Source organism: Glycomyces luteolus (assembly GCF_027622875.1).
Lineage (GTDB): Bacteria > Actinomycetota > Actinomycetes > Mycobacteriales > Micromonosporaceae > Glycomyces > Glycomyces luteolus.
Genome location: NZ_JAPZVP010000009.1, coordinates 173,133 through 198,779, shown reverse-complemented (window position 1 = coordinate 198,779; position 25,647 = coordinate 173,133). Strand labels below are relative to the sequence as shown.

The 25,647-nt window shown below is 69.4% G+C and carries 21 protein-coding genes and 1 tRNA gene; 5 read left to right on the top strand and 17 right to left on the bottom strand.

All coding sequences use genetic code 11. From position 1 onward, the window contains the following. Positions 1-41: 41 nt before the first annotated feature. Together O1R50_RS13505 and O1R50_RS13500 are read right to left on the bottom strand one after the other, a co-directional pair. Positions 42-2,555, bottom strand: a complete 2,514-nt coding sequence (locus O1R50_RS13505; RefSeq protein WP_270110585.1) for a putative bifunctional diguanylate cyclase/phosphodiesterase — start codon at positions 2,553-2,555, stop codon at positions 42-44. 37 nt (positions 2,556-2,592) lie between these two features. Further along, positions 2,593-2,826 (bottom strand): hypothetical protein, encoded by a 234-nt coding sequence (locus O1R50_RS13500; RefSeq protein WP_270110584.1) that lies wholly within the window; start codon positions 2,824-2,826, stop codon positions 2,593-2,595. 219 nt (positions 2,827-3,045) lie between these two features. Between O1R50_RS13500 and O1R50_RS13495 the strand changes: the two genes are divergently transcribed. After that, complete coding sequence (locus O1R50_RS13495) at positions 3,046-4,029, top strand: biliverdin-producing heme oxygenase (protein ID WP_270110583.1); 984 nt, start codon at positions 3,046-3,048, stop codon at positions 4,027-4,029. A gap of 215 nt (positions 4,030-4,244) precedes the next feature. Next, a complete protein-coding gene (locus O1R50_RS13490; RefSeq protein WP_270110582.1) occupies positions 4,245-5,024 on the top strand; it encodes a M23 family metallopeptidase in 780 nt (259 codons plus the stop codon). A 108-nt stretch (positions 5,025-5,132) separates the two neighbouring features. Here O1R50_RS13490 and pcrA read toward each other — a convergent pair whose 3' ends face one another. The 4 genes from pcrA to O1R50_RS13470 form a co-directional block, all read right to left on the bottom strand. Beyond that, positions 5,133-7,361 carry a DNA helicase PcrA gene (pcrA, locus tag O1R50_RS13485; protein ID WP_270110581.1) on the bottom strand — a complete coding sequence of 743 codons (2,229 nt, stop codon included), beginning with the start codon at positions 7,359-7,361 and terminating at the stop codon, positions 5,133-5,135. 54 nt (positions 7,362-7,415) lie between these two features. Beyond that, positions 7,416-7,679, bottom strand: coding sequence for a chorismate mutase (locus O1R50_RS13480; RefSeq protein WP_270110580.1), 264 nt, complete (start codon positions 7,677-7,679; stop codon positions 7,416-7,418). Positions 7,680-7,923: 244 nt separating this feature from the next. Continuing rightward, a complete protein-coding gene (locus tag O1R50_RS13475; protein ID WP_270110579.1) occupies positions 7,924-9,036 on the bottom strand; it encodes a Cys-Gln thioester bond-forming surface protein in 1,113 nt (370 codons plus the stop codon). A 430-nt stretch (positions 9,037-9,466) separates the two neighbouring features. After that, entirely contained in the window at positions 9,467-10,579 is a 1,113-nt protein-coding gene (locus O1R50_RS13470) for a Cys-Gln thioester bond-forming surface protein (RefSeq protein WP_270110578.1), read from the bottom strand. A 238-nt stretch (positions 10,580-10,817) separates the two neighbouring features. On the opposite strand from O1R50_RS13470, the gene O1R50_RS13465 reads away from it, so the two are divergent. Then, on the top strand, positions 10,818-12,068 hold the full coding sequence (locus O1R50_RS13465; protein ID WP_270110576.1) for a phosphatidylserine decarboxylase: 1,251 nt from the start codon (positions 10,818-10,820) through the stop codon (positions 12,066-12,068). Between the two features lie 17 nt (positions 12,069-12,085). On the opposite strand, the gene O1R50_RS13460 is transcribed toward O1R50_RS13465, so the two are convergent. Then, complete coding sequence (locus O1R50_RS13460; RefSeq protein WP_270110575.1) at positions 12,086-13,003, bottom strand: NUDIX hydrolase; 918 nt, start codon at positions 13,001-13,003, stop codon at positions 12,086-12,088. 31 nt (positions 13,004-13,034) lie between these two features. Further along, positions 13,035-14,579 (bottom strand): glutamine-hydrolyzing GMP synthase, encoded by a 1,545-nt coding sequence (gene guaA, locus O1R50_RS13455; RefSeq protein WP_270110574.1) that lies wholly within the window; start codon positions 14,577-14,579, stop codon positions 13,035-13,037. Between the two features lie 57 nt (positions 14,580-14,636). On the opposite strand from guaA, the gene O1R50_RS13450 reads away from it, so the two are divergent. Next, positions 14,637-16,715, top strand: coding sequence for an FUSC family protein (locus O1R50_RS13450; RefSeq protein ID WP_270110573.1), 2,079 nt, complete (start codon positions 14,637-14,639; stop codon positions 16,713-16,715). Here O1R50_RS13450 and O1R50_RS13445 read toward each other — a convergent pair. The 3 genes from O1R50_RS13445 to O1R50_RS13435 all read right to left on the bottom strand — a co-directional run bounded on the left by O1R50_RS13445 (position 16,712) and on the right by O1R50_RS13435 (position 19,704). Continuing rightward, positions 16,712-17,008, bottom strand: a complete 297-nt coding sequence (locus O1R50_RS13445) for a hypothetical protein (protein WP_270110572.1) — start codon at positions 17,006-17,008, stop codon at positions 16,712-16,714. The two genes, O1R50_RS13450 and O1R50_RS13445, sit on opposite strands and share 4 nt — an antisense overlap. A gap of 4 nt (positions 17,009-17,012) precedes the next feature. Further along, positions 17,013-17,786 carry a Bax inhibitor-1/YccA family protein gene (locus O1R50_RS13440; RefSeq protein WP_270110571.1) on the bottom strand — a complete coding sequence of 258 codons (774 nt, stop codon included), beginning with the start codon at positions 17,784-17,786 and terminating at the stop codon, positions 17,013-17,015. 187 nt (positions 17,787-17,973) lie between these two features. Then, entirely contained in the window at positions 17,974-19,704 is a 1,731-nt protein-coding gene (locus O1R50_RS13435) for a bifunctional metallophosphatase/5'-nucleotidase (RefSeq protein ID WP_270110570.1), read from the bottom strand. A 384-nt stretch (positions 19,705-20,088) separates the two neighbouring features. On the opposite strand from O1R50_RS13435, the gene O1R50_RS13430 reads away from it, so the two are divergent. Further along, positions 20,089-21,285 (top strand): acyl-CoA dehydrogenase family protein, encoded by a 1,197-nt coding sequence (locus O1R50_RS13430; protein WP_270110569.1) that lies wholly within the window; start codon positions 20,089-20,091, stop codon positions 21,283-21,285. 78 nt (positions 21,286-21,363) lie between these two features. On the opposite strand, the gene O1R50_RS13425 is transcribed toward O1R50_RS13430, so the two are convergent. The 6 genes from O1R50_RS13425 to O1R50_RS13400 form a co-directional block, all read right to left on the bottom strand. Then, positions 21,364-21,957 (bottom strand): GAF domain-containing protein, encoded by a 594-nt coding sequence (locus tag O1R50_RS13425; RefSeq protein ID WP_270110568.1) that lies wholly within the window; start codon positions 21,955-21,957, stop codon positions 21,364-21,366. An 11-nt stretch (positions 21,958-21,968) separates the two neighbouring features. Beyond that, positions 21,969-22,571, bottom strand: coding sequence for a GTP-binding protein (locus tag O1R50_RS13420; protein WP_270110567.1), 603 nt, complete (start codon positions 22,569-22,571; stop codon positions 21,969-21,971). After that, positions 22,549-22,920, bottom strand: a complete 372-nt coding sequence (locus O1R50_RS13415) for a DUF742 domain-containing protein (RefSeq protein ID WP_270110566.1) — start codon at positions 22,918-22,920, stop codon at positions 22,549-22,551. Before O1R50_RS13415 ends, O1R50_RS13420 begins: the two co-directional genes overlap by 23 nt. Continuing rightward, entirely contained in the window at positions 22,920-23,351 is a 432-nt protein-coding gene (locus O1R50_RS13410; RefSeq protein ID WP_205324217.1) for a roadblock/LC7 domain-containing protein, read from the bottom strand. Before O1R50_RS13410 ends, O1R50_RS13415 begins: the two co-directional genes overlap by 1 nt. Beyond that, positions 23,351-25,126 carry a sensor histidine kinase gene (locus O1R50_RS13405; protein ID WP_270110565.1) on the bottom strand — a complete coding sequence of 592 codons (1,776 nt, stop codon included), beginning with the start codon at positions 25,124-25,126 and terminating at the stop codon, positions 23,351-23,353. Before O1R50_RS13405 ends, O1R50_RS13410 begins: the two co-directional genes overlap by 1 nt. 371 nt (positions 25,127-25,497) lie before the next feature. Then, positions 25,498-25,580, bottom strand: a tRNA-Leu gene (locus O1R50_RS13400). Between the last annotated feature and the right edge of the window lie 67 nt (positions 25,581-25,647).

The window sequence follows — 25,647 nt, the reverse complement described above, 5'->3', positions numbered from 1 at the left end:
AACGCGGGGCCTGCCTTGCGGTGCGGGCCACAGTAGTGCGGTCACACCGCCCGCAGGCGGGTCCGACCCCTGCCTCCGGGCTGGTTGTGGAGCCACGCGGCGAAGCGGTCGGCCGGCAGCGGACGCGAGAAGTAGTAGCCCTGACCGGCCTCGCAGTCGAGTTCGCGGAGCTGCTCGACGGTCTGGTGGGCCTCGATGCCCTCGGCGACGACGTCGATGGCGAAGTGCCGGGCCAGGCCCAGCACCGCCTCGACGATCGCGCGGTCGTCCGCGTCGGTGGCCATGCCCTGCACGAACCGCAGGTCGATCTTGATCTCCTGGACCGGCAGCCGCCGCAGGTACGCCAGCGAGGAGTACCCGGTGCCGAAATCGTCCACGGACAGGCGCACGCCCATCTCGTGCAGCCGGTCAAGCGCCGGCGTGAGGCGCGGCTCGCCCGAGACCACGTCGTCCTCGGTGATCTCGAACGTCAACCGGTCGGCCGGGACCCCGTGCCGATCCAGCAGCGCGGCGACCTTGTCCGGGAAGTCCGCGTCCGCGAGCGTGCGCGGCGACAGGTTCACCGCCATCGGCAGCGGCCCGTCCTCCCCGTCCCACTCGGCCGCCCGCCGCAGCGCCTCGTCGAGCACCGTCTCGGTGAGCTGCCCGAGCTGGCCCGTCGACCCTGCGATCGGGATGAACTCCTCCGGCGCGACGAGCCCGAACGTCGGGTGCGGCCAGCGCACCAGCGCCTCCGCGCCCAGGACCGCCCCGGTGTCGAGCCGGACCTTCGGCTGGAAGTGCACTTCGAGCTGGCCGCGGTCGAGGGCGCGGCGCAGGTCGGCGGCGAGGCCGATGCGGCGCAGGCTCTCGGATTCGAGGCCGGAGTGGTAGAGCTGCACGCCGTCGGCGGCGTTCTTGGCCTGCCGGGTGGCGCCGTCAGCGCGTTTCAGGAGCTCGTCGGCGTCGGCGGCGAAGTCGGGGTGGGTGACCACGCCGACGGCCGCGGACAGGCTGACGGCGACGCCGCCGACCTCGAACGGGCCCTGGACGGCGGCCCGGAGGCGCCGGGCGGTGTCGAGCGCTTCGTCGGTGGAGGCGAGGCGGGTCTGGAGGATGAACTCGTCGGAGTCGATGCGGCCGAGGAAGGACGCGGCGGGCGCGTGATCCTTGAGGCGCTTCGCGAACTCTTGCAGCGCGGTGTCGCCGGCCTCGTGGCCGAGGGCGTCGTTGATCTCGTGGAGGGAGTCCACATCGAACATGAACACCGCGACCACTTCATTCGGCACCGTGATCGACAGGGCTTCCTGGAGTGCGGCGAGGGACCGGCGGCGGCTGGGGAGGCCGGTGAGCGGGTCGTGGTAGGCGTCGTAGCGGAGCTGGTCGACCAGGCGCGAGTTGTCGACGGCGATGCTCACGTGCGCGGCGAGGGTCTCCAGGAGTTGGAGGTCGAGCGGCAGGAAGTGCGACATCTCGCCGCCGATGCGGTCGGCGACGGAGAGGCAGCCGTAGGTCTCGTCGCCGGAGCGGAGGGGCACGAGCATCGCGCCGCGCAGGCCGGCGCTCTGGAGCGCGGCCTTCTCGTCGCGGGTGCCGTGCCTCGAGCCGATGAGGATGGGCCGGCCGGTCTCGATGACCGCCTGCTGGAGTGCCTCGGGGACCGGGTCGAGGTCGGTCAGTCCCATGTCGTCGACCGCGGACGTGAGCCGGATCTCCGGGTAGCGGCCTTCGGCGGGGACCCAGACCGTGGCGGATTCGGCGGAGAGGATCTCGCGGAGCCGTCCGAGGCTGGCGTCGATGAGCCGGTTGGAGCGGACGGAGTCGGCGACGAGCTGGGTGAAGTTGTTGAGCTCGTTGAGGATGTGGCGCTGTCGGCGCAGCTTGATGTAGCTGGTGGCGAGGACCACGATGGTGAGGAGCAGGAAGGCGATGAGGATCCACGCCCACGGCGTGGCCTCGAGCAGGACGAGGAAGATCAGGCCGACGCACGCGGCCATGATCGGCCCGGCCACGGTGAGCGAGAAGCCCATCCAGGCCTGGACCATGCTGCGCCAGCCGCTGATGATCCACAGCAGCAGTGAGAGGAGCGCTGTGGTGAAGAGCCCGGCGGCCACGACCGCTGCGACGAGGACGATCCAGGTGCGCGGGTCGTTCGCGGTGCCCAGCCCGGCGAACAGGACGACGAGCGAGGCGCTGACCGCGCCCGAGGTCGACATCGCGATGTTGAACAGCGGTTTGAAGACTCCGGCGTCCTGGCTGCGGAGGTAGCGCCCGGAGTAGTAGATCAGGGAGGCCGCGATCCGGACGGCGACGACCAGGAACGGGTCGAGGTAGAACAGCGCCAGGACCAGTGGGATGTCGGCGAGGTTGAAGGAGATCCGGTGGCCTCTGACATGCTGCTGGACCAGGAGGTTCTGGGCCAGCACGAAACTGGCGACCAGGAGCAGGCACTGGGCCACCGGGTAGGACTGGGGCAGCCCGAAGTAGACGATGCCGAGGATGTCGGCACCGAAGAGCAGGACGAGCAGCGCCCATGGCAGCACCGCGAAGAGGCGTGGGTGACGTTCGCGGATCACGGGTGCGCTCGACTGCCGGCCGGTCCCCCTGCGGGGGTCAGCCGATGTCCGACGAGTTCCCGGCGAGGGAGAGGAACTCGGCGGAGCTCGAGTCGTGCGACCCGATGTCCGACGAGTTCGCCTGCGCGGCCGCGGCAGTGCCTGCGACGATGCCGAGGGCGAGAAGTCCCGTGGCGACTGCGACGCCGAGCTTCTTGAAAAGTTTGACCGGTTTCACGAGGCCTCCCGTGAGGTTCGAGTAGGTGCTGTCAAGGGGACCAGTAGAGCCCATGGTGCCACAGTCGCCTCTCCATGGGGAAGGCTTGTGACCGTGATTCTCGTGCCCTTTCTGGTTCAGCCGTACGGGTGGGCACAGCTCACATCATTCTCTCCGATGCCCGGGGAGGTCCCGCTCACGGGTCGGTCGTTCGCATGCCTACCCGTGATCGATCATGTAGGTTAGGCTCGCCTTACTCAAGAATGCGGTCGTCGATCGATAAGGAATGCGCACATGCCTGCAGACACCGCCGCCGCGAGCGGCTCCGCCGACACCGGGGCGCCCCTGTTCTCGGGCCGGATCCGCGAAGCCTCCTGGTCGCGCCACCAAGGGCTCGACCCGTCGGCCGGCACGGAGGCCGAGCAGGCTCCGGGCGTGTTCGACAGGCTTTTCGACGGTTCCCTGAGCGTCGGCGACTACACCCGTTGGCATGCCCAGCAGTACTTCGTCTACCAGGCGATCGAGGCCGCGGCCGCGCGTTTCGCCGACGACCCGGTGGCCGGTCCCTTCGTGTTCCCCGAGCTCGCCCGCGTGCCCGCGATCGAGGCCGACCTGCGCTTCCTGATGGGTCCGAAGTGGCGTTCGGGGATCGAACCGCTCCCGGCGACGAAGGCGTACGTGGACAGGATCGAGGCGGCCGCGGCCGACTGGCCCGGCGGCTATATCGCCCACGCGTACACCCGCTACCTCGGCGACCTCTCGGGCGGACAGGCCTTCGGCAAGGCCGCGCGGCGCAACTACGGCTTCGAGGACGAGGGCGCGTCATTCTATGTCTTCTCGGACATCAAGAGCCCCAAGGCGTTCAAGGACGAGTACCGCGCCCGCCTCGACGCGGTGGACCTGGCCGAAGCCGACAAACAGCGGGTCGTCGAGGAGATCCTCCTGGCCTACGACCACAACGGCGCGGTGCTCGCGGCCCTCGGTGAAGGCCTGGGCCGCAATCCGTTCGAGCCGAAGGTCATCGCCGCGATCTGCCACCACATGAACACCGACCATGCGGCCGACACGCTCGTGATCTGCCAGGGCGCGGGCGGCCGGCGCGGCGCCGAGTCGGCCCGCATGACCGGGTTCGACGGCGAGGGCGCGGATTTCGCGGCGGTCGTCGACGGGACCGAGGTGCCGATCCGTATTGCTTGGGCCGCACCGCTGTCGGAGCGTGCCGAAGTGCGCCCGGAGATCGTGCGGCTGTTCACCGAGTCCAAGGCCGCCCTGTCCTGACGAAGCTCGCGGGTCTTGCATTCGTACGGCAAAGGCCTGAGCACTCGCTTCCGGTCATGGCCTGATTGTCGCGACACGCCGCTCGGTGACGAATCTCGCGCGTCCGGCGTTCGCGGCGCTACCGTGTGGCGGTTGCCAAGCCCACGGTCGGCCCCCCAGAACTCACCCGGTTCTCCGACGCCGCCGATGGGCACCGCCACTATCTCGGAGCTCGAATGTCCGATTCCGGACCGGTAGCCGCCTCAGCTATCAGGCGTCACGCCGCCCGGCCGCACCGCACGAGGGGCCAGCACCGCGCCTCGTGGGCCGCAGAACTCTCCCCGCTCTTGGCGGGGACGCAACGCCGCTACACCGCCGTCGTCGGCTCGGCCGTCGCCGGGGCGTCGATCGTCGCCATGGCGACCGGGGCCGGTTTCTCCTCAGGTGAGGAGCAGCCCGGCACGTCGCGCGCGGTCGCCGACATCGCCGCGCTCGCCGCCGAGGCGAGCGCCCCGCCGGCGGGCTCGGACGGTGTGTCCACTGCGGACGCACCGATCGGTACCGCGACCGCCACGGAGGTCGCCTCCGCGGAGCGGACCTCGCCGGTCACGGGCCAGGACGCGCAGATCAAGTGGACGCCGATGCTCGACGAGATCACCATCACGTCCCTGTTCGGACAGCGCTGGGGCCGCAACCACAACGGGGTCGATTTCGACGCCGAGACCGGGGACCCGGTGTACGCCGCGTACCCGGGCACGGTCACGCACGCCGGCTGGGAGACGGGGTTCGGGAACCTCGTCGTCATCGACCACGGCGACGGCGTCGAGACCTACTACGCCCACAACTCGGAAGTGCTGGTGAGCGAAGGCGACTGGGTCGACGCGGGCGGCCAGATCGCGAACGCGGGCAACACCGGCCGCTCGTTCGGCTCGCACGTCCACTTCGAAGTGCATGTGAACGGCGAGCCGGTCGAGCCGTTGAGCTACCTCTCCGAGGTCGGACTCGACCTTCGGTGAGGGCGGATCCGCGGGCATACGGGTCGCCCCGGGTACCCGCCCGATCCCACCTTCACCACTACCAGTGAAAAGGACACCGCCCCATACGGGTACGACACGTGACGGGCGTCATAGCTTGCTCACCGGGGCGAGGCGGAGGATGACCCACTTCGGTTCGCCGTCACCGAAGTCGATGCGCGCCTGGGCCCTCGGGCCCGAGCCCTTGAGCTCGACGACGCGGCCGAGGCCCCACTTGTCGTGGGTGACCCTGTCCCCCACGTCGAGTGAAGGAATGTCGGCGGCGCTGCGCATGACGATCGGCGAGCCGAAGTTCGCCGCGGTCTTCGGCTTCACGACCCGCGGCGGCGGCGCCGACTCGCTCCATTCGATGAGGTCGCCGGGGATTTCGCCGAGGAACCGGCTGGCGGCGTAGTACTGCGGCTGCCCGAAGATGTTGCGGGTCCCGGCGCGGGTCAGGTGCAGGTGCTTGCGCGCCCGCGTGAGGCCCACGTAGGCGAGCCGCCGCTCCTCCTCCATGTCGCCGGGCTTGTTCATGGACCGCTCATGCGGGAAGAGGCCGTCGTCGAGGCCGGTGAGGAACACCGTGTCGAACTCCAGGCCCTTCGCGGTGTGGAGGGTCATGAGCGTGACGACGCCGCCCTCCTCCGCTTCGGGGTCGGGGATCGAATCGGCGTCAGAGACGAGGGCGACATGCTCGAGGAAGGACGGCACGTCGGCGGTGAGGTCGGCTTCGTCGTCCTCGGTCGTGCCGCGCATGACCGACTCGGTGAACTCGTGGGCGACGGCCACGAGTTCCTGCAGGTTCTCGATGCGGCCCTCGTCCTGCGGGTCCTTGGACTGCTCGAGGCCCTCGAGGTATCCGGAGTCGCCGATGAGCTTGTCGAGCACTTCTTCGGGCGGCGCGGACCCGGCGAGCGCGGTGGCCTCGTCGAGGATCTCGCAGAACCGCTTGATGCCGGTGCGGGCGCGGCCGGAGACCCCGGGAGCTTCGTCGACGCGGTGCAGCGCAGCGGGAAAGGAGATCCGCAGGCGCGCGGCGAGCGCTTCGATCTCGGCCACGGCCCGGTCGCCGACGCCGCGCTTGGGCACGTTGACGACCCGCATCGCGGAGACCGTGTCGTCCGGGTTCGCGGTGAGCTTGAGGTACGCGAGCATGTCGCGGACCTCCTTGCGCTCGTAGAAGCGCACGCCGCCGACGACCTTGTAGGGAATGCCGCGGCGCACGAACACTTCTTCGAACGCACGCGACTGCGCGTTGGTGCGGTAGAAGATCGCCGAGTCGCCGAAGCTGGTCTCGCCGGCGTCCACGAGCTCGTCGATCCGGTTGGCGACCCACGCGGCCTCGTCGTGCTCGTTGTCTCCGGTATGCCCGAGGATCGATGAGCCGGGGCCCTCGTCGCTCCACAGTCGCTTCTCGCGCCCGCGTTCGGTGTTGTTGCGGATGACCCCGTTGGCGGCGTCGAGGATCGTCTGCGTGGAGCGGTAGTTCTGCTCCAGGAGGATCGTCTTCGCGTCGGGGAAGTCCCGCTCGAACTCGATGATGTTGCGGATGGTCGCGCCGCGGAAGGCGTAGATCGACTGGTCCGCGTCGCCGACGACGCACAGCTCGGCGCGGTCGTCGCCGGTGCCGACGAGCTCGCGCACCAGCGTGTACTGGGCGTGGTTGGTGTCCTGGTACTCGTCGACCATGACGTGCCGGAAGCGCATCCGGTAGGACTTCGCGACGTCGGGGAACGCCTGGAACAGGTGCACGGTGGACCCGATGATGTCGTCGAAGTCGACGGCCTGCGCCAGGCGCAGCCGCTCGGTGTACTGCGCGTAGACGTCGGCGACGAGCTTCCCGCGGGCGTCGTCGGCCTTCGCGGCCGCCTCCTCCGGGCCGATCAGCTCGTTCTTGAGCCGCGAGATCTCGGCGGCGAACCAGCGCGGCGACTGCTTCTTCGAGTCGAGGCCGAGGTCCTTGACGATCTGGGTGAGGAGCCTGCGGGCGTCGTCGGTGTCGTAGATGGTGAAGCTGGACTTCCAGCCGAGCCGGTGCGCTTCGCGGCGGAGGATGCGCAGGCACGCGGAGTGGAAGGTGAGCACCCACATGGCGCGGGAGCGCGGGCCGACGAGGGCGTCGACGCGTTCGCGCATCTCGGCGGCGGCCTTGTTGGTGAAGGTGATGGCGAGGATCTCGCCGGGGTGGGCGCCGCGCTCGGCCAGGAGGTGGCCGATGCGGTGGGTGAGGACGCGGGTCTTGCCCGAGCCCGCGCCCGCGACGATGAGCAGCGGGGACCCGGCGTGCTCGACGGCTTGGCGTTGCGGTTCGTTGAGGCCGGTCAGAAGGTCGTTCATCGCCTTCAATTATGCCGCGCCGGGTACGACACGCTATCGGCGCGGCATCACTCTTTAGAGGGGTCCGCGGCCGGAGCGCAGGACGAGCATCGCGATCTGGATGCCGTCGTCGCCGAGGGCGGCGCGGTACTTCTCGAGGATGGCGCGTTCGCGGTCGAGGACCAGGCGGGTCCCGCCGTTGGCCATGCGGATCTCGCCGACGCGCTTGGAGACTTCGGCGCGGCGCTGCCACAGGCGGATGATCTCGGCGTCGAGCGAGTCGATCTCCGTGCGGAGCTCTTGCAATTCCTCGGTCGCGACCTCGGTGCTGGCGGTCATCAGGGCTTCTCCTTAGAGCGATCTTGAATCGAACTCCGGGCGGGTGAGCCCTGGGCGTGAAAAAAGCCCCGGGCTGTTCGCCCGGGGCCTGTAGGTCGGTGTGTCAGCGCGACGACCTACGGCTCGGACGGTTCCGGCCGTAGTAAAAGTAAAATCGCGCGCTCTGAGTCACGCGGCAAGTATGCCACACGCCCGCCGGTCTGACCAGCGGGCGTGTGGCGGTTATCGCAGTGTTCGGCTGCTGTTAAGCGTCCGATCCCCAGTCCGCGCGGGCGGCGCGGCGGCGCATGAGCACCATCGCGACGACGCCGGCGAGCAGGACCCCGCCGCCGACGGTGGCGACGGTGGTCAGGCTGGAGCCGGTGACGGGCAGCTGCGGCTTCGGCGATTCGCTCGGGACCTCTTCGACGGCGATCTCGAACTCGACCTCGGCCGTGTACTCCTCGGTGTACTCCTCGGCGAGGATGAGGCGCTGGCCCTCGACGTCGGCGCCTTCGGCGTCGACCGGGACGAAGGTGCGCCCGGCCGGGGTGGTCCAGGTGAAGGTCTCGGTGACGAGCGTGACCGAGGAGGTCTTGGCCTCGTCGAACTTCACGTAGAAGACCTGGCCGTCGGAGAGGGAGGTGATCTCCTCGCCGTTCTCGTCGACGATGGTCGCGCCCTCGGGCTGCGCGAAGCTGATCGAGTCGATGTTGGTGGTGGCGGTGAACGGACCGACGGTGCTGCCCTCGGTCTTGGCCTCGGAGTCGTCGACGTCGAAGTACGGCTCGAGGTCGGGTTCGTCGACGGGCTCGGAGTTCTCGAGCAGCCAGGCCTGGAGCTCGGGAACGATCGTGTCGGCGACGTCGTCGCCGGTCGGGTCGTCGGTGTCGAGGACCCAGCCGTCGGTCAGGGACCAGATGGCGGACTGGGTCGCGGCGTAGGCGAGCTGGTCCTGGGTCACGTCGCCGTAGTCGTCGCTCGCGAGGCCGGCCTCTTCGAGGAGCTCACCGGCATTGGTGCCGTCGTAGCCGTTGAGGAGGACGCCGAGGACCTTGGGGAGGTCTTCGACGGGGACGTCGTCCCACGGGCGCTCCTCGTGGAGGTACTGCTCTTCGAGGTTGACTTCGAGCTGGATGCAGTAGACCGTGCGGAGGTCGCCGTCGCCCGTGTCGAGGGCGATCATCGAGGCGTGGGGGCTCTTGTCCTTCCCGTTGGCATCGCCGAACAGCTGAATGCCGTCGTCCTCGATCACGACGTTGCCGGCGGCGAGGGTGCTCGCCTCGTCGTCCTGCGCCTGTGCGGCAACCGCACCGGTGAGGCCGAGCGCGACGCCCGCCGCAGCGGCCAGCGTCCCTTTCAGGGCTTTGCTCATCATTGGTAGAAGTCCCTTTGCTTTTCCGAGGGATTGACGCGTTGATTCTTCATGCGACACGTTAGCGGTCCGCTGCCGGTTGCATTACAGCGCGAGAATTCCTCAACCTGCACTTCGGCTGGGAGGCAAGGGAAATGGCGCGGCCTGGGAGAGCCGCGCCACTGTAACGATTCGGTATCGACCGCGATCTCGCGGTTGGACGGTGACGTCTGGACACTGGAGTGACCAGAGTGGCCGGGACCGGAGGGAGATCGCTGCAGAGCGCCTCTACGGCTCGCAAGCGTCGCCAAGACCCCGGTCCCGGCCGCACCATGCACCGGGCATTGTGTCGAGCCGAGGAGCGCGCCCGGCTCCGGACCGTTCGACGTGGTCCGGAACGCTCCTGCGGCAGCGGGCGCTCGCCATCGGCAAGCGGCGCCCGCATCCATCAGGTCTAAAGGTCGGCGGCAGCCTTGCGGCGCTTGCCGAGCACGATCACGGTCATGCCGCCCACCATGAGCGCCAGGCCCGCCGCGAAGGCGATGCTCAGGCTCGATCCGGTGGCCGGGAGCTGCGGCTTCGGTGCCTCGCTGCTTTCGGGGGCGTCGAGGGCGAAGCGCCACTCGGCGGGGATCTCGCCTTCGCGCGGCTGCGCGAGGATGAGCTTCTGGGAGTCGCCGACGGTCATCGGGTTGGCCGGGTCACCGGTGAGCGCTTCGTCGTCGGTGGCCATGAAGACCCGGCCCACCGGGAGGTCGTAGGCCGCGGTGCCCTCGACGGTGATCTCGTTCGTGCCCTCGTCGAGCACGATCCAGAACTGCTCGCCGTCCTTCAGGGACTGCGCCTCGTCGCCGCTTTCGGTCTCGAGGCGGCCGCCTTCGGCGCTGAGCTCGACGGGCCCGGCGTTGGAGCGGATCGTGTACGGGCCGAAGCGCTCGTCCTTGAAGCTCGCGGACTCCTCGCCTTCGAGGTCCACGGTGAACTCGGACGGGTCCGGGACGCGCCCGGGCTCCTCGGTGAGGTGCTCGTAGACCGCGAGCACGGCCTCGTCCTCGCCGTTGTTGCCGCCCTTGACCGGGTTGTCCTCCAACAGGTCCCAGCCGTCGGTGAAGTGCCAGACGGCGGCCTGCGTGCCAGCGTAGGCGACCTCGGCGGCCTCCTCGTCGGACCAGTCGGGGTTCACTTCGGCGCCGGCGGCCTCGATGAGGTCCGCGGCGCCGACGCTCGGGTAGCCGCTGAACAGGACCCAGCGGACCTCTTCGAGGTTCGCGACCTCCGACTCCTCCCAGTCGCCCTCGGCGTACGGGCTCTCGGTGTCGAGCGGGGTGTGGATGTCGATGCAGTAGACGACCAGCGTCTCCTCGCCGCCGTGCGGCTTCAGGCCGAGGACGTTGGCCCACACGTCGTAGCGCTCCTCGGCGAAGCGCCCGCGCAGCTCCAGGCCCGGGGCGGCGACGACGTCGCCGGAGACCGGCTCGGTCTCCTGGGCGTGTGCGGGGGCGCCCGCCAGTACTGCGAGGAGCGCGGCCGCCGCGGCGAGCGGAGTGCGGATCGTCTTGAGTCTCATCGTGGTTCGGTCCTCCTGGGAGTCGGACTTGAGGTGGCAGGTCGTGAGTGGAGTGCCGGGTCGGCCTGACATGAGAGGAAACGAGAGGACCGCGAGCGACGGCGCGGCCACTCGGCCGAACGATATGTAGAACCCTCCGAAAGTACGAGCCCAAATCAGGACAAGCATCGCGTCCCGGTCGCAGGCAACACGCGAGCGCGACCCGGACCCGTCAGCGCGGCGCTCTATAGTCGGAGTCATGCCGATCTCGAAAGCCGCCGCTCGCGGCATCACCGACGAATTCGCTCGCCGGAGGGGCCCCAAGACCGGCCTGGTCGTGGGCGCGGCCTGGGGGAACCCGGTGCTGACAGCCGCGCTCGAGGCGCTCATGCCCGCCGACCGGCTCACCGTCGTCGCCGATCCCGTATCCATTGAGGACCTGAAGGTTTCGCTGGCGGCCGAAGGCTCCTGGACCGCCGGGAACGTCACCGCCGTCGCCGCGCTCGCCGACGCCGAACCGGCCGAAGAGGTCATGCTCGCCTCGCCGGTCACCGTCGAGGCCGAGGCGTTCATCGCCGACATCGAACTGCTGCGCGACAAGGTCGAGCCCGGCGGCGTGCTCTCCTTCGCCGCCACCCTCACCGCGCCCGCGCGCGAGGAGATCGCCGAACTCGTGGCCGAGTACGGCATCGGGACCGACCTCATCGTGCGGTCGCTGCCGCCCGTGCGCATCCACAAGCTCCGCATCGGCTCCGCCGCGAAGCGCGACGGCGAACCGCAGGCGATCGCGCCCGCCGAAGACCTCGCCCCCGCGTGGCGCGCTTCCTCGGTCGCCGTCACGCCCTCGATGCACCTCGACTCCAACGGCGTGATCGCCGCCGGGCTGCTGCTCGGGACCGCTTGGGCCGCAAAGAAGATCCGGCCCTCATCGAAGGCCTGGATGCTGCCCGCGCTCGCCGCCGTCCCCGTCGCCGCGTTCTTCCGCGACCCGCAGCGCGAAGCGGACCTCCGCGGCGAGGACGACGAACCGGAAGCGGTGCTCGCCGCCTCCGACGGACGCATCATGGGCGTCGAGACGGTCGTCGACGAGCGCTTCGGCGCCGCGACCGGCACCGCCGGCTCCGAATGGCTGCGCATCAGCGCGTACCTCTCGGTCACCGACGTGCACATCAACCGCGCGCCCGTCGCCGGTGAAGTGGTGGACGTGTTCACCGAACGCGGCGGCTACTCCAAGGTGAGCGCGCCCGAAGCCGAGCACAACGCCGCCTGCTACACCGTCCTGTCGACGCCGCGGGGCCGCGTCGTCGTCGCCCAGCGCACCGGGGCGCTCCTGCGCCGCATCGTGAACCGCACCAAACCCGGTGCGGCCGTTGCGAAGGGTGAACGCTACGGCCTGATCAGGTTCGGCTCCCGCACCGACGTGTACCTGCCCGCGGGCGCCGCCGAAGCCGCGGTCGTCCCCGGCGAGGCGATCCGCGCCGGAGAGACCGTAGTGGCGCGTTGGCGTTAGGGGGTGCCCAGGGGCCCCTAAGCCCGCGCGGCGAGGTTTTTCAGGTCGACTACCTGGAGCGCGTCCTCGACGGCCGCCGACAGCGGCAGGTCGTCGAGGGCGTCCGCGTCCCACCAGCGGGACTCGCTGGTGGAGCCGCCCGCGGCCTCGACCACCTGCGCGGCGGACGGGTCTTCGACGGTGGCCGAGTAGATCGCGCGCACGCCGTGCCAGTCGAGCGGGTAGCCCTCGGGTCCGATCGCGCGGCGGTGCCGGAACGACGTGACGTTCAGCAGCTCCCCGACGAGGGCCTCCTGGCCGGTCTCCTCGTAGATCTCGCGGGAGACGGCCGCACGCGGCGACTCGCCGAAGTCGACGCCGCCGCCGGGCAGGTGCCAGGTGCCGCCGCCGGGGTAGCCCTCGGAGATGCGGGCGAGCAGGATGCGGCCGGCGCCGTCGGCGACGACCCCGTACGCGCCGAAGCGCTGGCCCCTTCTGCGGCGGCCCTTCTTGGCCTTCGCGGGCGGGACCGGCCGGGTCTCCTGCGGGGCCTTGTCGACGCGTCCGGCGAGCCGGTCGTCGGCGAGGCGCAGGCACGCCGATACGAACGGCGAATGGGATTCGGCGGCCGCGCGGGCCGGTTCGACCCATTCGGCGGCATCGCCGTCGAAGTCGCCGCCGGGGCTTCCGGCCACGGTGGCGGCGTAGATGATCGCGTTGGTGTGGACGCCGCGCCTGGCGACGGCGACCGCTTCGAGGGGCGCTCCGACGGCGACCTCGTAGCCGGTGTGCTCGCCGACCAGTCGCCCGGCGGCGCGCTTCGGGGGCTCGCCGTGGTCGAGCACGCCGCCCGGCAGATGCCAGGGGCCCGCTTCGCGTCCCCGGGTCCTCCTCGTCAGCAGGACCCGGCCGTTCTCGTCACGGACCTCCCCGTACGCAGCTATCCGGAATTGCATCCCTCAACTGTACGGCGTGATCACCGAACGACTATTCCCATTCGATGGTCCCCGGGGGCTTGCTGGTGACATCGAGCACCACGCGGTTGACGTCGGCGACCTCGTTGGTGATGCGCGTGGAGATCTTCGCCAGCAGCTCGTAGGGCAGGCGGGACCAGTCGGCGGTCATCGCGTCCTCGGAGGAGACCGGGCGCAGCACGATCGGGTGGCCGTAGGTGCGGCCGTCGCCCTGGACGCCCACGGAGCGGACGTCGGCGAGGAGGACCACCGGGAACTGCCACACAGAGCGGTCGAGTCCGGCGGCGGTGAGCTCGGCGCGGGCGATCGCGTCGGCGGCCTTCAGCAGGTCGAGACGCTCGCGGGTGATCTCGCCGACAATGCGGATGCCCAGGCCGGGGCCGGGGAACGGGTGGCGCCACACCATCGCCTCGGGGAGGCCCAGTTCGAGGCCGATCGCGCGGACCTCGTCCTTGAAGAGGGTCCGCAGCGGCTCGATGAGCGCGAACTGGAGGTCGTCGGGGAGGCCGCCCACGTTGTGGTGGCTCTTGATGTTCGCGGTGCCGGTGCCGCCGCCGGACTCGACCACGTCCGGGTACAGCGTGCCCTGGACGAGGAAGTCGATGCCCTGCTCTTCGGCGATCTCGCGCGCGGCGGCCTCGAAGGTGCGGATGAACTCGCGGCCGATGATCTTGCGCTTCTCCTCGGGGTCCGTGACGCCCTTGAGGGCGGTCAGGAACTGCTCCGAGACGTCCACGGCTCGCACGTCGATGCCGGTGAGCTGCGCGTAGTCCTTCTCGACCTGCTCGGCCTCACCGGCGCGAAGCAGCCCGTGGTCGACGAACACGCAGGTCAGCTGGTCCCCGATGGCGCGGTGCACGAGCGCCGCCGCCACGGAGGAGTCCACGCCGCCCGAGAGGGCGCACAGGACGCGCTTGTCGCCGACCTGCTCGCGGATCGCGGCGACCTGCTCGTCGATGATCGCCGAGTTCGTCCAGTTCGGCTTGATCCCGGCGATGTCGTGCAGGAAGTGGCGGATCACGGCCTGGCCGTGCGGGGTGTGCGCGACCTCGGGGTGGTACTGGACACCCGCGAGGCGCTTGTCGAGGTTCTCGAACGCGGCCACGGGGGCGCCGTTGGTGCGGGCCACGACCTCGAAGCCCTCCGGGGCCTCGGTTACCGAGTCGCCGTGGCTCATCCACACCGACTGGTGCTCGGGCAGGCCGTCGAGCAGCTTGGAGGCGCAGACCACGTCGAGTTCGGTGCCGCCGTACTCCGACAGCCCGGTCTTCGCCACGGTCCCGCCCAGGGCGTTCGCCATGGCCTGGAAGCCGTAGCAGATGCCGAGCACCGGCACGCCGGCCTCGAACAGGGACCGGTCCACCTGCGGGGCGCCTTCGGCGTACACGCTCGAAGGACCGCCCGAGAGGATGATCGCGGCCGGCTCCTTGGCGAGCATCTCGCTCGCGGGCATCGAGGAGGGCACGATCTCCGAGTAGACGTTGGCTTCCCGGACGCGGCGCGCGATGAGCTGCGCGTATTGGGCCCCGAAGTCGACCACCAGCACCGTTTGTCGCATGACACCAGCGTAACCGGTAGTCGGCCTCACACTGAAAGGCGCAGCTAGGCTTTTGACGTGCTCAACCCTGGGGTCCGCGAATCGCTGCGCCGGGTCGGCCGGGACCTGCGGTCATGGACCCCGGGCGAGGCCGCGCCGGTGCTGGCCGTACGCGCCGCGTTCGGCATCGCCGCCGCGATGAGCGCCGTCGCGCTCTCCGGCCAGCCATCCTGGGGCCAAGCTGCGGTGATGGGCGCCTGGCTCGGGGGCGTCGCGATGCTCACCCCCGGCACCCGCACCGGCCCGTCGCTGCCGCTGCTGGTCGGCGCGGCCGGGTCCCTCGGGGTCGTCCTCGGCTCGATCGACCAGCCGGTCGTGCTCATCGCCGCCGCGGCCGCCTATGCGTTCACGCTCACGTTCATCGGCTCGGTCACCCACGTCGCGGGCGTCACGTTCACGGTCTCCGGCATCATGTTCTTCCTCGCCGACCACCTCACCGCTCACGCCGGCGTGCTCGTCGCCGCGCTCGCGGTCGCCGCGGGCGGGGCCGTGCAGGCCCTCACCGCGCTCCTGCCGCCGTACTACCGGTGGGCCGAGGACCGGCGCGCGCTCGCCGACGCCTGGCTCGCGCTCGCGGCCGAAGCGGACGCGCTCGGCGCCGACCCCGACGCGCCGTTCCGCACCGAACCGCTCTTCGAAGCCGCGCGGGACCTCGACCGCCGCCGGGCCCTGCCCGCCGCGATCCTCGAGGCCCGCCGCCAGCTCTACGCCGTCTCGACCTCGATCGGCCGCACCGCCTCCGCCCGCGCACGGGCTGACGCGCAGGACCGCGACACCGTCGAGTTCTATTCGGAGGCTTTGGAACTCGCGGCCCGGCTGCTGAGCCACTTCGCCGAGCAGATCACCTCCCGCCCACCCGCCGAGCTCGACTGGGACGCGCTCCTCGACGGACTCTCCCAGAACCCCATGGCGACCGCCACCGGCACCATGCCCACCGAGATCGGCGGGCTCCTGCGCACCCTGCACGAGACCGGCGGCTACGCCGAGCGCATCACCGCGGGCGGCGACGACGTCATCGCCGACCCCGCCATCGCCCACGCCACCAGCACCGCCCGCCAGGCCATCGGCCAGCTCCGCACCCGCCTCCACCGCCGCGACCCGGTCATCCACCACGCGCTGCGCCGCGCGGGGGTGATCGCGCTGGCGATGACGATCGGCCTGGCCTGGCCCACCGGCCACGGCTACTGGATCCCGCTCACCGCCTGGCTGGTGCTGCAGGCGGACTTCTCGGGGACGCTGACCCGCGGCGTCACGCGGGCGGTGGGCACCACCGGCGGCGTCGTCCTCGCCTCGCTCCTGGGGCTGGTGCTCCCGCAGGACCAGTTGTGGCTCAGCCTGATCGTGCTCTCCTACGCGCTCATCGCGTACCTGACGCGACCGGTGTCGATGCTCGCGTTCGCGGCGGCCGTCTCGGGGTTCACGGTGTTCCAGATCGACCTCGCGGGCGAGAGCCCGGTGATCGCCGCCTTCGACCGGGGCGCCTGCACCCTGGTGGGCGCGGCGCTCGCGATCGGCTTCTACGTGCTCGTGCCGACCTGGCAGACCCGCCGACTCGGGGATCTCCTAGGGGACCTCGTGGACGCCTACCGCGACTACGCCCGGCTCTCCCTGGACCGGCAGGCGCACCCGGCGGACTACGACCGGAAGGTCATGCACGCCGCGATCGACCGCATCCGCGCCCGCCGCGCCGCCCTCACCAGCGCGGCCGACCAGGCGAAGGCCGAACCGGTCGCGGGCCCGGGGCCGCTCTCGGCGGACGTGCTCGGCGCGGAGGCCGCGTTGTCAAGGGCGGGAAGGGCACTCGTGGCGGTCAACGCAACGCTCGGCCGCGACGAGAAGGCGAAGGGCCTCGCGGGCGTGGACGCGTTCGCGGATTCGCTCGACACGGCGTACCTGCGGCTGGCGGCGCTGGCCCGCGGCGCGGCCCCGCCGCGCGGCATCGACCTGAGCGAGGCCGTGCAGCGGCTCGACCTCCGCCTCGCCGCGATCGAGGACCGCGATACGCGGACGCGCCGCAGCGTGCTGCGCTGGGAGTCGGACAACATGGTCGAGGCGTTGGACGACGCGGCGCTGCTCATGGCGGACTGGAACGACTAGAAGAGGATCGCGCGGGCCTTGCGGATCGCCTCGTCGGCGGCGGCGCGCTGCTCGTCGGTGAGGTCAGCTTCGAGCAGGTCGAGGCCGATGACCTGGAGCTGGTCGGGCAGCTGCATCTGGTTGGGGAGGTGCGGGACCGGCCTGCGCGGTTCGCCTTCGGCGTCGGCGGTGATGTCGGCGAGGGCCTGGACGAGGGCGTGCATCGTGTCGGCCCGGGAAGACCAGCGAGCGGGCGACCAGTGGCGCGTGCCTTCGACGACACGCCCGATCGCCCGCTCGAGTTCCGAACTCAAGGGATTACTCGCCTTGGAAGTAGGAGAGCAGTCGCAGCAGGTTCCAGTACAGGAAGATGAGGCCCGCGGTGAGGCCGAAGGCGCCGGCCCACGCGTACTTCTTCGGGGCGCCGTTGGCGGCGGAGTACTCGATCATGTCGAAGTCGAGGATGAACGAGAACGCGGCCCAGAGGGTCAGGGCGATCGCGATGATCCACTGGAGCGTGGTCGGGTCGCCGCCCGGGGTCGCGAACAGGCCGAGGTTGACACTGAAGAGGCTCGCGACGAAGTTCACGAGGAGCAGGCCGGCGATGCCGAAGCCCGCTCCGACGATGACCTTGGTGAACATCGGGGAGTTCTTGAGGATGCGGAACTTGTATAGCGCGAGCATCCCCGCGAACACGAGCACCGTGCCGAGGAGGGCGTTCACGACGATGCCCTCGAACTGCGCCTCGAAGATCGCGGAGACGCCGCCGAGGATGAAGCCCTGGCCGATCGCGTAGGCGAACGCGACGAACGGGTTGGTGATCGGCTTGAACATCGAGAAGATCATGATGCCGATGCCGACCACGGAGCCGACCATCATCAGCAGCCCGGCGAGGCCCAGCTGCGACTCGTCGCCGCTGACGAACATGCCCCAGGTGAGCATGGCGGCCACGAAGGTCGCGCCCACAAGGGCCACCGTGCGCACGATGACGTCGTCGATCCGCATGGTCTCAGCCTGCGGAGCCTGGGTCATCTGCCCGTAAGGCCCGTACGCGGCACCCATGTGCTGCTCGTTGTACTGGGTCTTCACCATATTTCGAAGGGATGAGTTCCTGCTCTGCATTGCCATGACCTGCGGTCCTCCGTTGGAATTTCAAGGGTGATTCCGAGCTTATCCGGTCGTTGCCTGAAACACGACACAGCGGCGGAGCATTCCCTGCTCCGCCGCTGTCGGCCCTGCTTGCGAGCCGTGAATGTGTCCTGTGAATGTACTCAGATACCTAAGAGATCACTGTGACCCGGCCGAGCTCCGGCGCCTCGAGCGGCGCCGCGGCGGTGCCGAACTCGGCGAGGTAGTCCTCGAACGCGTCCACATCGAGCTCGCCGAAGAGCCGGTTCGTGCCGTCCTTGAAGGCGGTGAACGAGTCGCCGCCCTCGGCGAGGAACGAGTTCATCGTGACCCGGTAGGTCTGGTCCATGACGATCGGCTCGCCGTTGAGCATGAGCGAATCGGCCACGATCTGGTCCGTGCCGGTCTTCGTCTTGTCCCATGTGTACGTGAAGCCCTCGGAGACCTGGAGCTGCAGCGTCGTGGAGCGGGCCGCGCTCGGCAGCTGCTGCTGGAGCCCGGCGAGGATCTGCGCGCCCGTCAGGTCGAGCGTGACCACGTAGTTCGCGAACGGCTGGACCTCGAACACCTCTTTGTACGTGACCTCGCCGGGGTTCCCGGCGTTGAGGAGCAGGTCCTGGCGGACGCCGCCGGGGTTCATGAGCGCGAGCTCGGCCCCGCCGGTGTCGGCGCCGGAGGTGTTCCACAGCTGCGCGTCGGCGATGAGGCTGCCCAGCGGGAACTCCTCCGCGCGGGTCGCGCCGCGCTTGATGTCCTCGGCGATGTGGCAGACGAGGCGGTTGGCGACCTCGTCGTAGCCCTCGCCCATGTAGGACGCGATGATGTCCTGCTGCTCTTCGTTCGGGTCGACGTCGCGGGTGACGACCGTGTTCGAGCCCGTCACCGACGAACGCACGATGTCCTTGGTGCGCTTGTCGTACGTGGCGTCGATCTGCGTGAACACGCGGCCGTACGAAGAAGCGGAGGTGACCATGCGCGGGTTCCCGGCCGGGTCGGGCACCGAGCACACGTACTCGTTGTGGGTGTGGCCGGTGACCAGGACGTCGACGAGCGGCGTCATCGTCTCGGCGATGTCGACGATCGGGCCGGACATGCCGACCGCGGTGCCGTCCAAGGACTCGCACTCGTGGCCGGTGTCCTGCGCGACCGGGACGCCGCCCTCGTGCAGCAGCACCACGATCGCGTTGACGCCCCGGCGCTTGAGCTCCTTGGCGTACTTGTTCGCGGTCTCGACCTCGTCGGTGAACTCCAGGCCCTCGATGCCGGACTGCGAGACGATGTCGCCCGTGCCCTCGAGGGTCATGCCGATGAAGCCGACCTTGACGCCCTTCCCGAAGTCCTTGACCCAGTACGGGTCCAGGACCGGCTGACCGGTCGCCTCGTCGACGACGTTCGCGCCGAGGTAAGGGAAGTCGGCGCCCTCGAAGTCCTCGTCGCCCTCGATGATGCGGTTCAACTCGTCGATGCCGGCGTCGAACTCGTGGTTGCCGACCGAGGAGACCTCGACGCCCATCGCGTTCAGGGACTCGATCGTCGGCTCGTCGTCGTACACGGCCGACAGGAACGGGCTGGCGCCGATGAGGTCGCCCGCCGCCACCGTCGTCGAATAGCGCTCGCCCTCGCGGGCCTGCTCCAGGTGCGTCGCGAGGTACTCGGCGCCGCCCACAGGCGTGTTGACGCCGCCGATCGCCCAGGTGTTGGAGGCGCTGGCCTCGATGTAGCCGTGGAAGTCGTTGAGAGCCAACAGCTGGAGGTCGACCTCGCGGTGGCGGTCCTGCTGGCCGGCGTTGGCCGACCAGGCGCCGACGGCGAGCGTGGTCGCGGCCAGCGCGGCGGCGGCGCCGACAGCCACGGCACGGCGCTTCCTTCTGATGGTGAACATGGCACTCCGTTGGGGGTCGATGGGTAGCGGGCCGGGGTTGCCCCAAGCTGATCCAATCATGGGACGATTGCGCCCGAGTCAACGCAGCATAACGCCTTGGCAAAGCCCCCATAACAGTAAGTGCCGCTTCTCCGTAGCACACGGCGACGGTTCGCGCACCCTCACTCTCGGGATTCGGGATTCGTGTTTGCGCACGTGATCCCTTGCAGCACAGGAGCTTGTTACCGACCCGTCACAACCATGTGTCCACATTGTCGAACCTTGCCCCATCCGAAAACGGTTGCTACAGTCACTGCGAATACAACTCGCATATACAGCTCGTCACTGGTGGGGACTGCTGAGGAGCGGTCATAGGCGAGCGACACGCCCACAGGGGGTTACCCGTTGACGACCGGTTACTTCACCAATGAACAGCACGACGCCCTCAGAGCCGAGGTCCGGGCCTTCGCCGAACGCGAAGTGCGCCCGCGCGTCCCCGAGATGGAGACCAAGAAGACCGTCCACCATGAGCTCTCCCGCCTCATCGCCGCCCAAGGCTGGCTCGGAGTCACCATCCCCGTCGAATACGGCGGGATGGGCATGGGGCACTTGGCGAAGACCATCATCATCGAGGAACTGGCCCGGGTCTCCGGTGCCATGGGTGCGATGGTGCAGGCCTCCCAGCTCGGGGTCGCCAAGATCCTCCACTTCGGCTCGGACGAGCAGAAGAAGACCTGGCTGCCGAAAGTCGCCTACGGCGACTGCCTCCCCACTATCGCCGTCACCGAATCCGCCTCCGGCGGCCACGTGCTCGGCATGCGCGCCCGGGCCGTCCGCGACGGCGACGACTACATCCTCAACGGCCACAAGGTCTTCGTCGGCAACAGCCATGTCGGCGACGTCCACGGCGTGGTCGTGCGCACGGGCCTGGGCCCCAAAGGACTCACGGCGTTCCTCGTCGAGTCCGACCGGCCCGGGTTCGCGCTGGCCCCGCAGCAGTCCACGATGGGCCTGCACGGGTTCAGTTTCGGGGAGCTCCTGTTCGAGAACTGCCGCGTGCCGGCCACGAACCGGCTCGGCGACGAGGGCCAGGGCCTCTCGGTGGCCTACTCGTCCTCGATCCTGTACGGGCGCTCCAACCTGACGGCGGTGTCGCTCGGGATCCACCAGGCGATCCTCGATGAGACGGTCGCCTATGCGTCCCAGCGAGAGCTGTACGGGAGGCCGATCGCCGAACTCGACAACATCAAGCAGAAGATCGGGCAGATCACCTCACGCCTCATGACGGCCAGGATCACCGCCTACCATGCGGTGCACCTGCTCGACCGGGGCATGCCCTGCGACATCGAGCTGATGAACGCCAAGCTCGTCAACGTGGAGTCCGCATTGGACTCCGCGCGCGAGGCGATGGAGATCCACGCCGCCATCGGTCTCACCACCGAGCGGCCGATCGAGCGGTTCCTGCGGGACGCGTACCACATCTTCGCGCCCGCAGGCACTTCGGACGTGCAGCGCCTTCGCCTCGCCGAGGCGGCGATGGGACGGACCAAGGGCCAGTGGTCCGAGCGCATCGTCAACGGCGAGGCGATCGCGGTGCACTAGAGCGCGAAATCCGGAGGATCGGCCGGAGGATCGGGCTTGCGAAAACGAGGAGGCAGCGTCAGCCGCCTCCTCATTCGTTTACCCCTGCAGCGGATCGTCGGACTGGATCCCGGCATTGCGCTCCCGGATCCGGTCCATCACCTTGGCGGCCATGTTCTTGATGATCTCCAGACCCGGGCGGCCCCAGTCGTGGGTCTCCGTGTCGACCACGCACACCGTCCCCAAGGTGTTCCCCTCGTCGTCGATCAGCGGCGCCCCGAGGTAGGAGCGGATGCCGATCTTGTCGACCACCGGGTTCCCCGCGAACCGGGGGTAGTCGCAGACGTCCCCCAGGACGAGTGCCTTGCCGCGCACCACCACGTGCGGGCAGTAGCCGTGGTCGCGGTCCATCTCCCGGCCCACCTCGGGGGTGTCGGAGGCCCCCGCGATGGCCTGGCTGGCCGCGTCCGGGGTCGGGGCCGCGAGGCCCGCGAAGTACTGGTGCTCCTCGTCGATGAAGTTCACCATCGCGTAGGGCGCGCCGGTGAGCTTGGTCAGCTCTTTGGCGAGCTCGTCGAACTCGGGGTCGGGCAGGTTGCCGATCCCGAGGTCGCGCAGGCGCTTGGCCCGCTCGGTGGCCCCCGGGTCGTCGGGAGTGATCGTGAGTCGGAACTCGTTCTCGGGAATGGACATGCTGGGCTCCTTCACCGGACGCTGGAAGCAGCGGCCGATATCAGGTGCTTGGTCAACGTGACCAGCACCAAGGTCGCGGAACGTGGATCGCGTGCGTCGCAGCAGACGATCGGGATATTCGGTTTGAGATCCAGTGCGGCCCTGACTTCTTCCGGCTCGTAGTGGTAGCCGGATTCGAACTCGTTGACCGCCACGATGAACGAGGTGCCGCGCCGCTCGAAGAAGTCGAGCGCCGGGAAGCAGTCCTCCAGGCGCCGCGTGTCCGCCAGCACCACCGCGCCGAACGCCCCGTCCGAGAGCTCGTTCCACATGAACCAGAACCGGTCCTGGCCGGGCGTGCCGAACAGGTACAGGATGTGCTGCCGGTCCAGCGTGATGCGGCCGAAGTCCAACGCGACGGTCGTCGTCACCTTGTCCCCGACCCCCGTGAGGTCGTCCGTGCCGATCGAGGCCATCGTGATGGTCTCCTCGGTGCTCAGCGGCTCGATCTCAGAGACGGCCCCGACGAAGGTCGTCTTGCCGACGCCGAAGCCCCCGGCGACGAGCAGCTTGATGGCGGTGGGCAGGACTTGTTGTTGTGCGGGCGAGTGGTCAGAGTCGCCGTTGTAGGCCATTGAGGAGTGCCTCCAATACGGTTTTGTCAGTGGGGTCGACGGCCGGGTCGGGAGCGTGGGTGATGATCGCGCCGCAGTCGACGAGATCGGACAGGAGGACCTTGATGACCATCGCCGGCAACCGCATGTGCGCCGAGACCTCGGCGACCGAGATCGGCTCCTGGCACAGGAGCAGGGTCTCGGCGTGCTCCGGCTCCAACTGCGCCGGCCGCATCTGACCGGTCGACCGGACCAGCGACAGCAGATCCATCTTCTTCGTCGGCGTGGTGCGGCCGTTCGAGACGGTGTAGGGCCGCACCAGCGGCCCCGCATCGTCGTCGAGCAGCGGATGATGCTCGAAGTCGGACATCAGCCGACCATTTCACCGCTGGCGGCCGCGGTCCTGCGCACAGGCGTCTCCAGATACGGGCGCACACTCTTGACCAGAATGGACATCTCGTAGCCGAGGACCCCCGCGTCCGCTTCGCGCCCCGCCGCCACGGCCAGGACCGCGCCCTGGCCCGCGGTCGACACGAACAGGAGCGTGTCGTCCAACTCCGCCACCACCTGGCGGACGCCCGCCGACGAACCGAACTGGACGCCCGCGCTCCGCGCCAGCGAGAACATGCCCGACGCGATGGCCGAGAGCTGGTCGGCCTGGTCGACGCCCATGCCGTGGAAGGCCTTCTTGATACCGTCCGAGGACAGCAGGAGCGCGCTTCGCGTGTGCGGAACCTTCCTCACCAGCCCGGCCAGCAGCCAGCTGAGATCTGATTGCGCGCCTGCCTCATCGCCTGCCATTAGAACTCCTCATTCCTGTACGGAGAAACGGAACCATTGGATGCGGGGATCTGCGGATCGATGTCCGCGCGCTGTTGGCCCTGCTGGAACGCCTTCATCAGACCCGGGTCGTGGCCCGTCTCCGAACCCCGCGCCCCGTGCTGCGGCGCATCGCGCAACTGCGGGGCCAAGTGCGTCTGCTTGGTGCGCTTCGGAAGCTCCGGACGAGCGTCCGAATCGAAGCCGCCCGGCCGATCAGGCTCCACCTCGGGGATCTCGGCCGTCACCGGCAGGGCACCGGTGTCGACCCTCATTGCTGCGGTGCTGTGGCCGTTGACGGGGCCGTCCATGCGAGCTTGAGGCACAGAACCACCGTAGTGGCGGGTACCGGCGGTCGGCAAGGGGCGCAACTGCACCGAAGGAAGTTGCGGCGGCGTTCCGGCCCCGGGCTGGCGCACCGGCATCGCCGGCACCGGCGGGGGCGAGGGCAGCTCACGAGGTTCGGGGGCCTTCGGCGTCTCGTCGCCCAGCAGCACCTCGGGGATCACCAGGATCGCCTGGGTGCCGCCGAAGATGTTGGACTGCAACTGGACCGTCAACTCGTGGCGGTGCGCCAGCGACGAGACCACGTACAGGCCGATGCGGCCGTCCGCGAGCAGCTCGTCCAGGTCCACCTGGTCCGGCGTCGCCAGCATCTTGTTGAACCGGTCCCGTTCGTGCGCCTCCATGCCCAGGCCGCGGTCTTCGACCTCCACGGCCAGGCCCGTGCGCACCCGGGCGACCCGGATGAGGACCTGCGTGTTCGGCGCCGAGAACGTCGTCGCGTTCTCCACGAGCTCCGCCACGAGGTGGATGACGTCCGCGACGGCATGGCCCTTGAGCGTGCCGTCGATGGGGCGCACCAGCTTCACGCGGGCGTACTGCTCCACCTCCGCGACGGCGCTGCGGAGCGCTTCGTAGACGTTGACCGGACGCGACCACTGCCGGTGCGAGGTCGCACCGCCCAGGACCGCGAGGTTCTCCGCGTGGCGGCGGATGCGCGTCGCCAAGTGGTCCACCGAGAACAGGCCCTTGAGGAGATCGGGGTCCTCCACCTGGTTCTCGAGCTCGTCGAGCTGCTCGATCTCCCGGTGCACCAGCGACTGCAGGCGCCGGGCCAGGTTCACGAAGATGCCCACCCGCGAGTGCGGGCTCACCGCGTCGATCGGACCCGAGGTCGGCATCTGCCGCGGGCCGCGGGCCGGCGCTTGCGGCGGCGCGGGGCGCCCGCCTCGGGCGGCGACCGCCTCGGCGGCCGCACGGAGCTGCCGGGCCTCCGCGGCGAGGAGCCGCACCGCCTCGTCGGTGGTGGCGGCGTTGGTGGAGGGATTGGGGAGAGGGACGGACCATCGCTGGTCAGCGGGCAGATCCCGCTGCAGGTCGTCGAGGACCTGCCAGACCTTGTAGTGCGTCTCGACAGTGGCTCGACGGACCGCGAGCACCTGACGGCCCAGATCGGCGTCGACCTTGGAGGCGGCGCCGGCGGACAGGTAGGCCACGAGCGCGATGAAGACCGCGGCGAGGCCGAGCACGACCGGGGCAGTCCATGTCGGACTGTCAGCGGGCGCGTATTCGAAGAAGACCACGACGCCGACGCCCAGCAGCACGGCGGCGACGAGGGGCAGCAGCGCGATGCGCAGCAGACGGGACTTGAGATCGGCCGACGTCCCAGATCCCTCTGCGGCAATGGAACCGGAGGGAAAGGGCGGACCGGCGGGCTGGAAAGTATGGGTTGTGGACAGAGGTGTTTCGGGCATCGCCATCCTCACGACACTGGCCTTCGGCTTCCGCGATACCGGGAAGTGACAAAGTCGTTGCAGCAGAAGGGAAAGCCATGTCCCCACCGGCTGTTTCGACAGAATGGTATCAGCGCTCGCCTCCCTGGATAGCACGGCGGCCCTGGGCAGTCAACCTGTCGATGCAGTCCGTACCGAGTCCGAAACGCCCGGTTCACAGACCTAACCGGGCAGGTCACCGACGGTGCGAACACGGAGCGTGAGAACTCCTCGAAGACTTGCGGCCATCACCCGTTCGGAAGACGATGCCGGAAATGCGAGGAACGACACTCTCGGGTCGGACGGCCCCACTCCGTCCGATCCCGTTGGCCCACAGGTCCATCCCACCACCGTGCCCGAGACGGGATTTGAACCCGCAAGTCTCACGACGGCCGGTTTTAAGCCGACTGTGTCTACCAGATTCCACCACTCGGGCCCGTATGCTGCCACGCTAGCGGGAATCCGGTAGCCGTGGTCACCCCAAGTTCCGCCTTGGGCCCCTT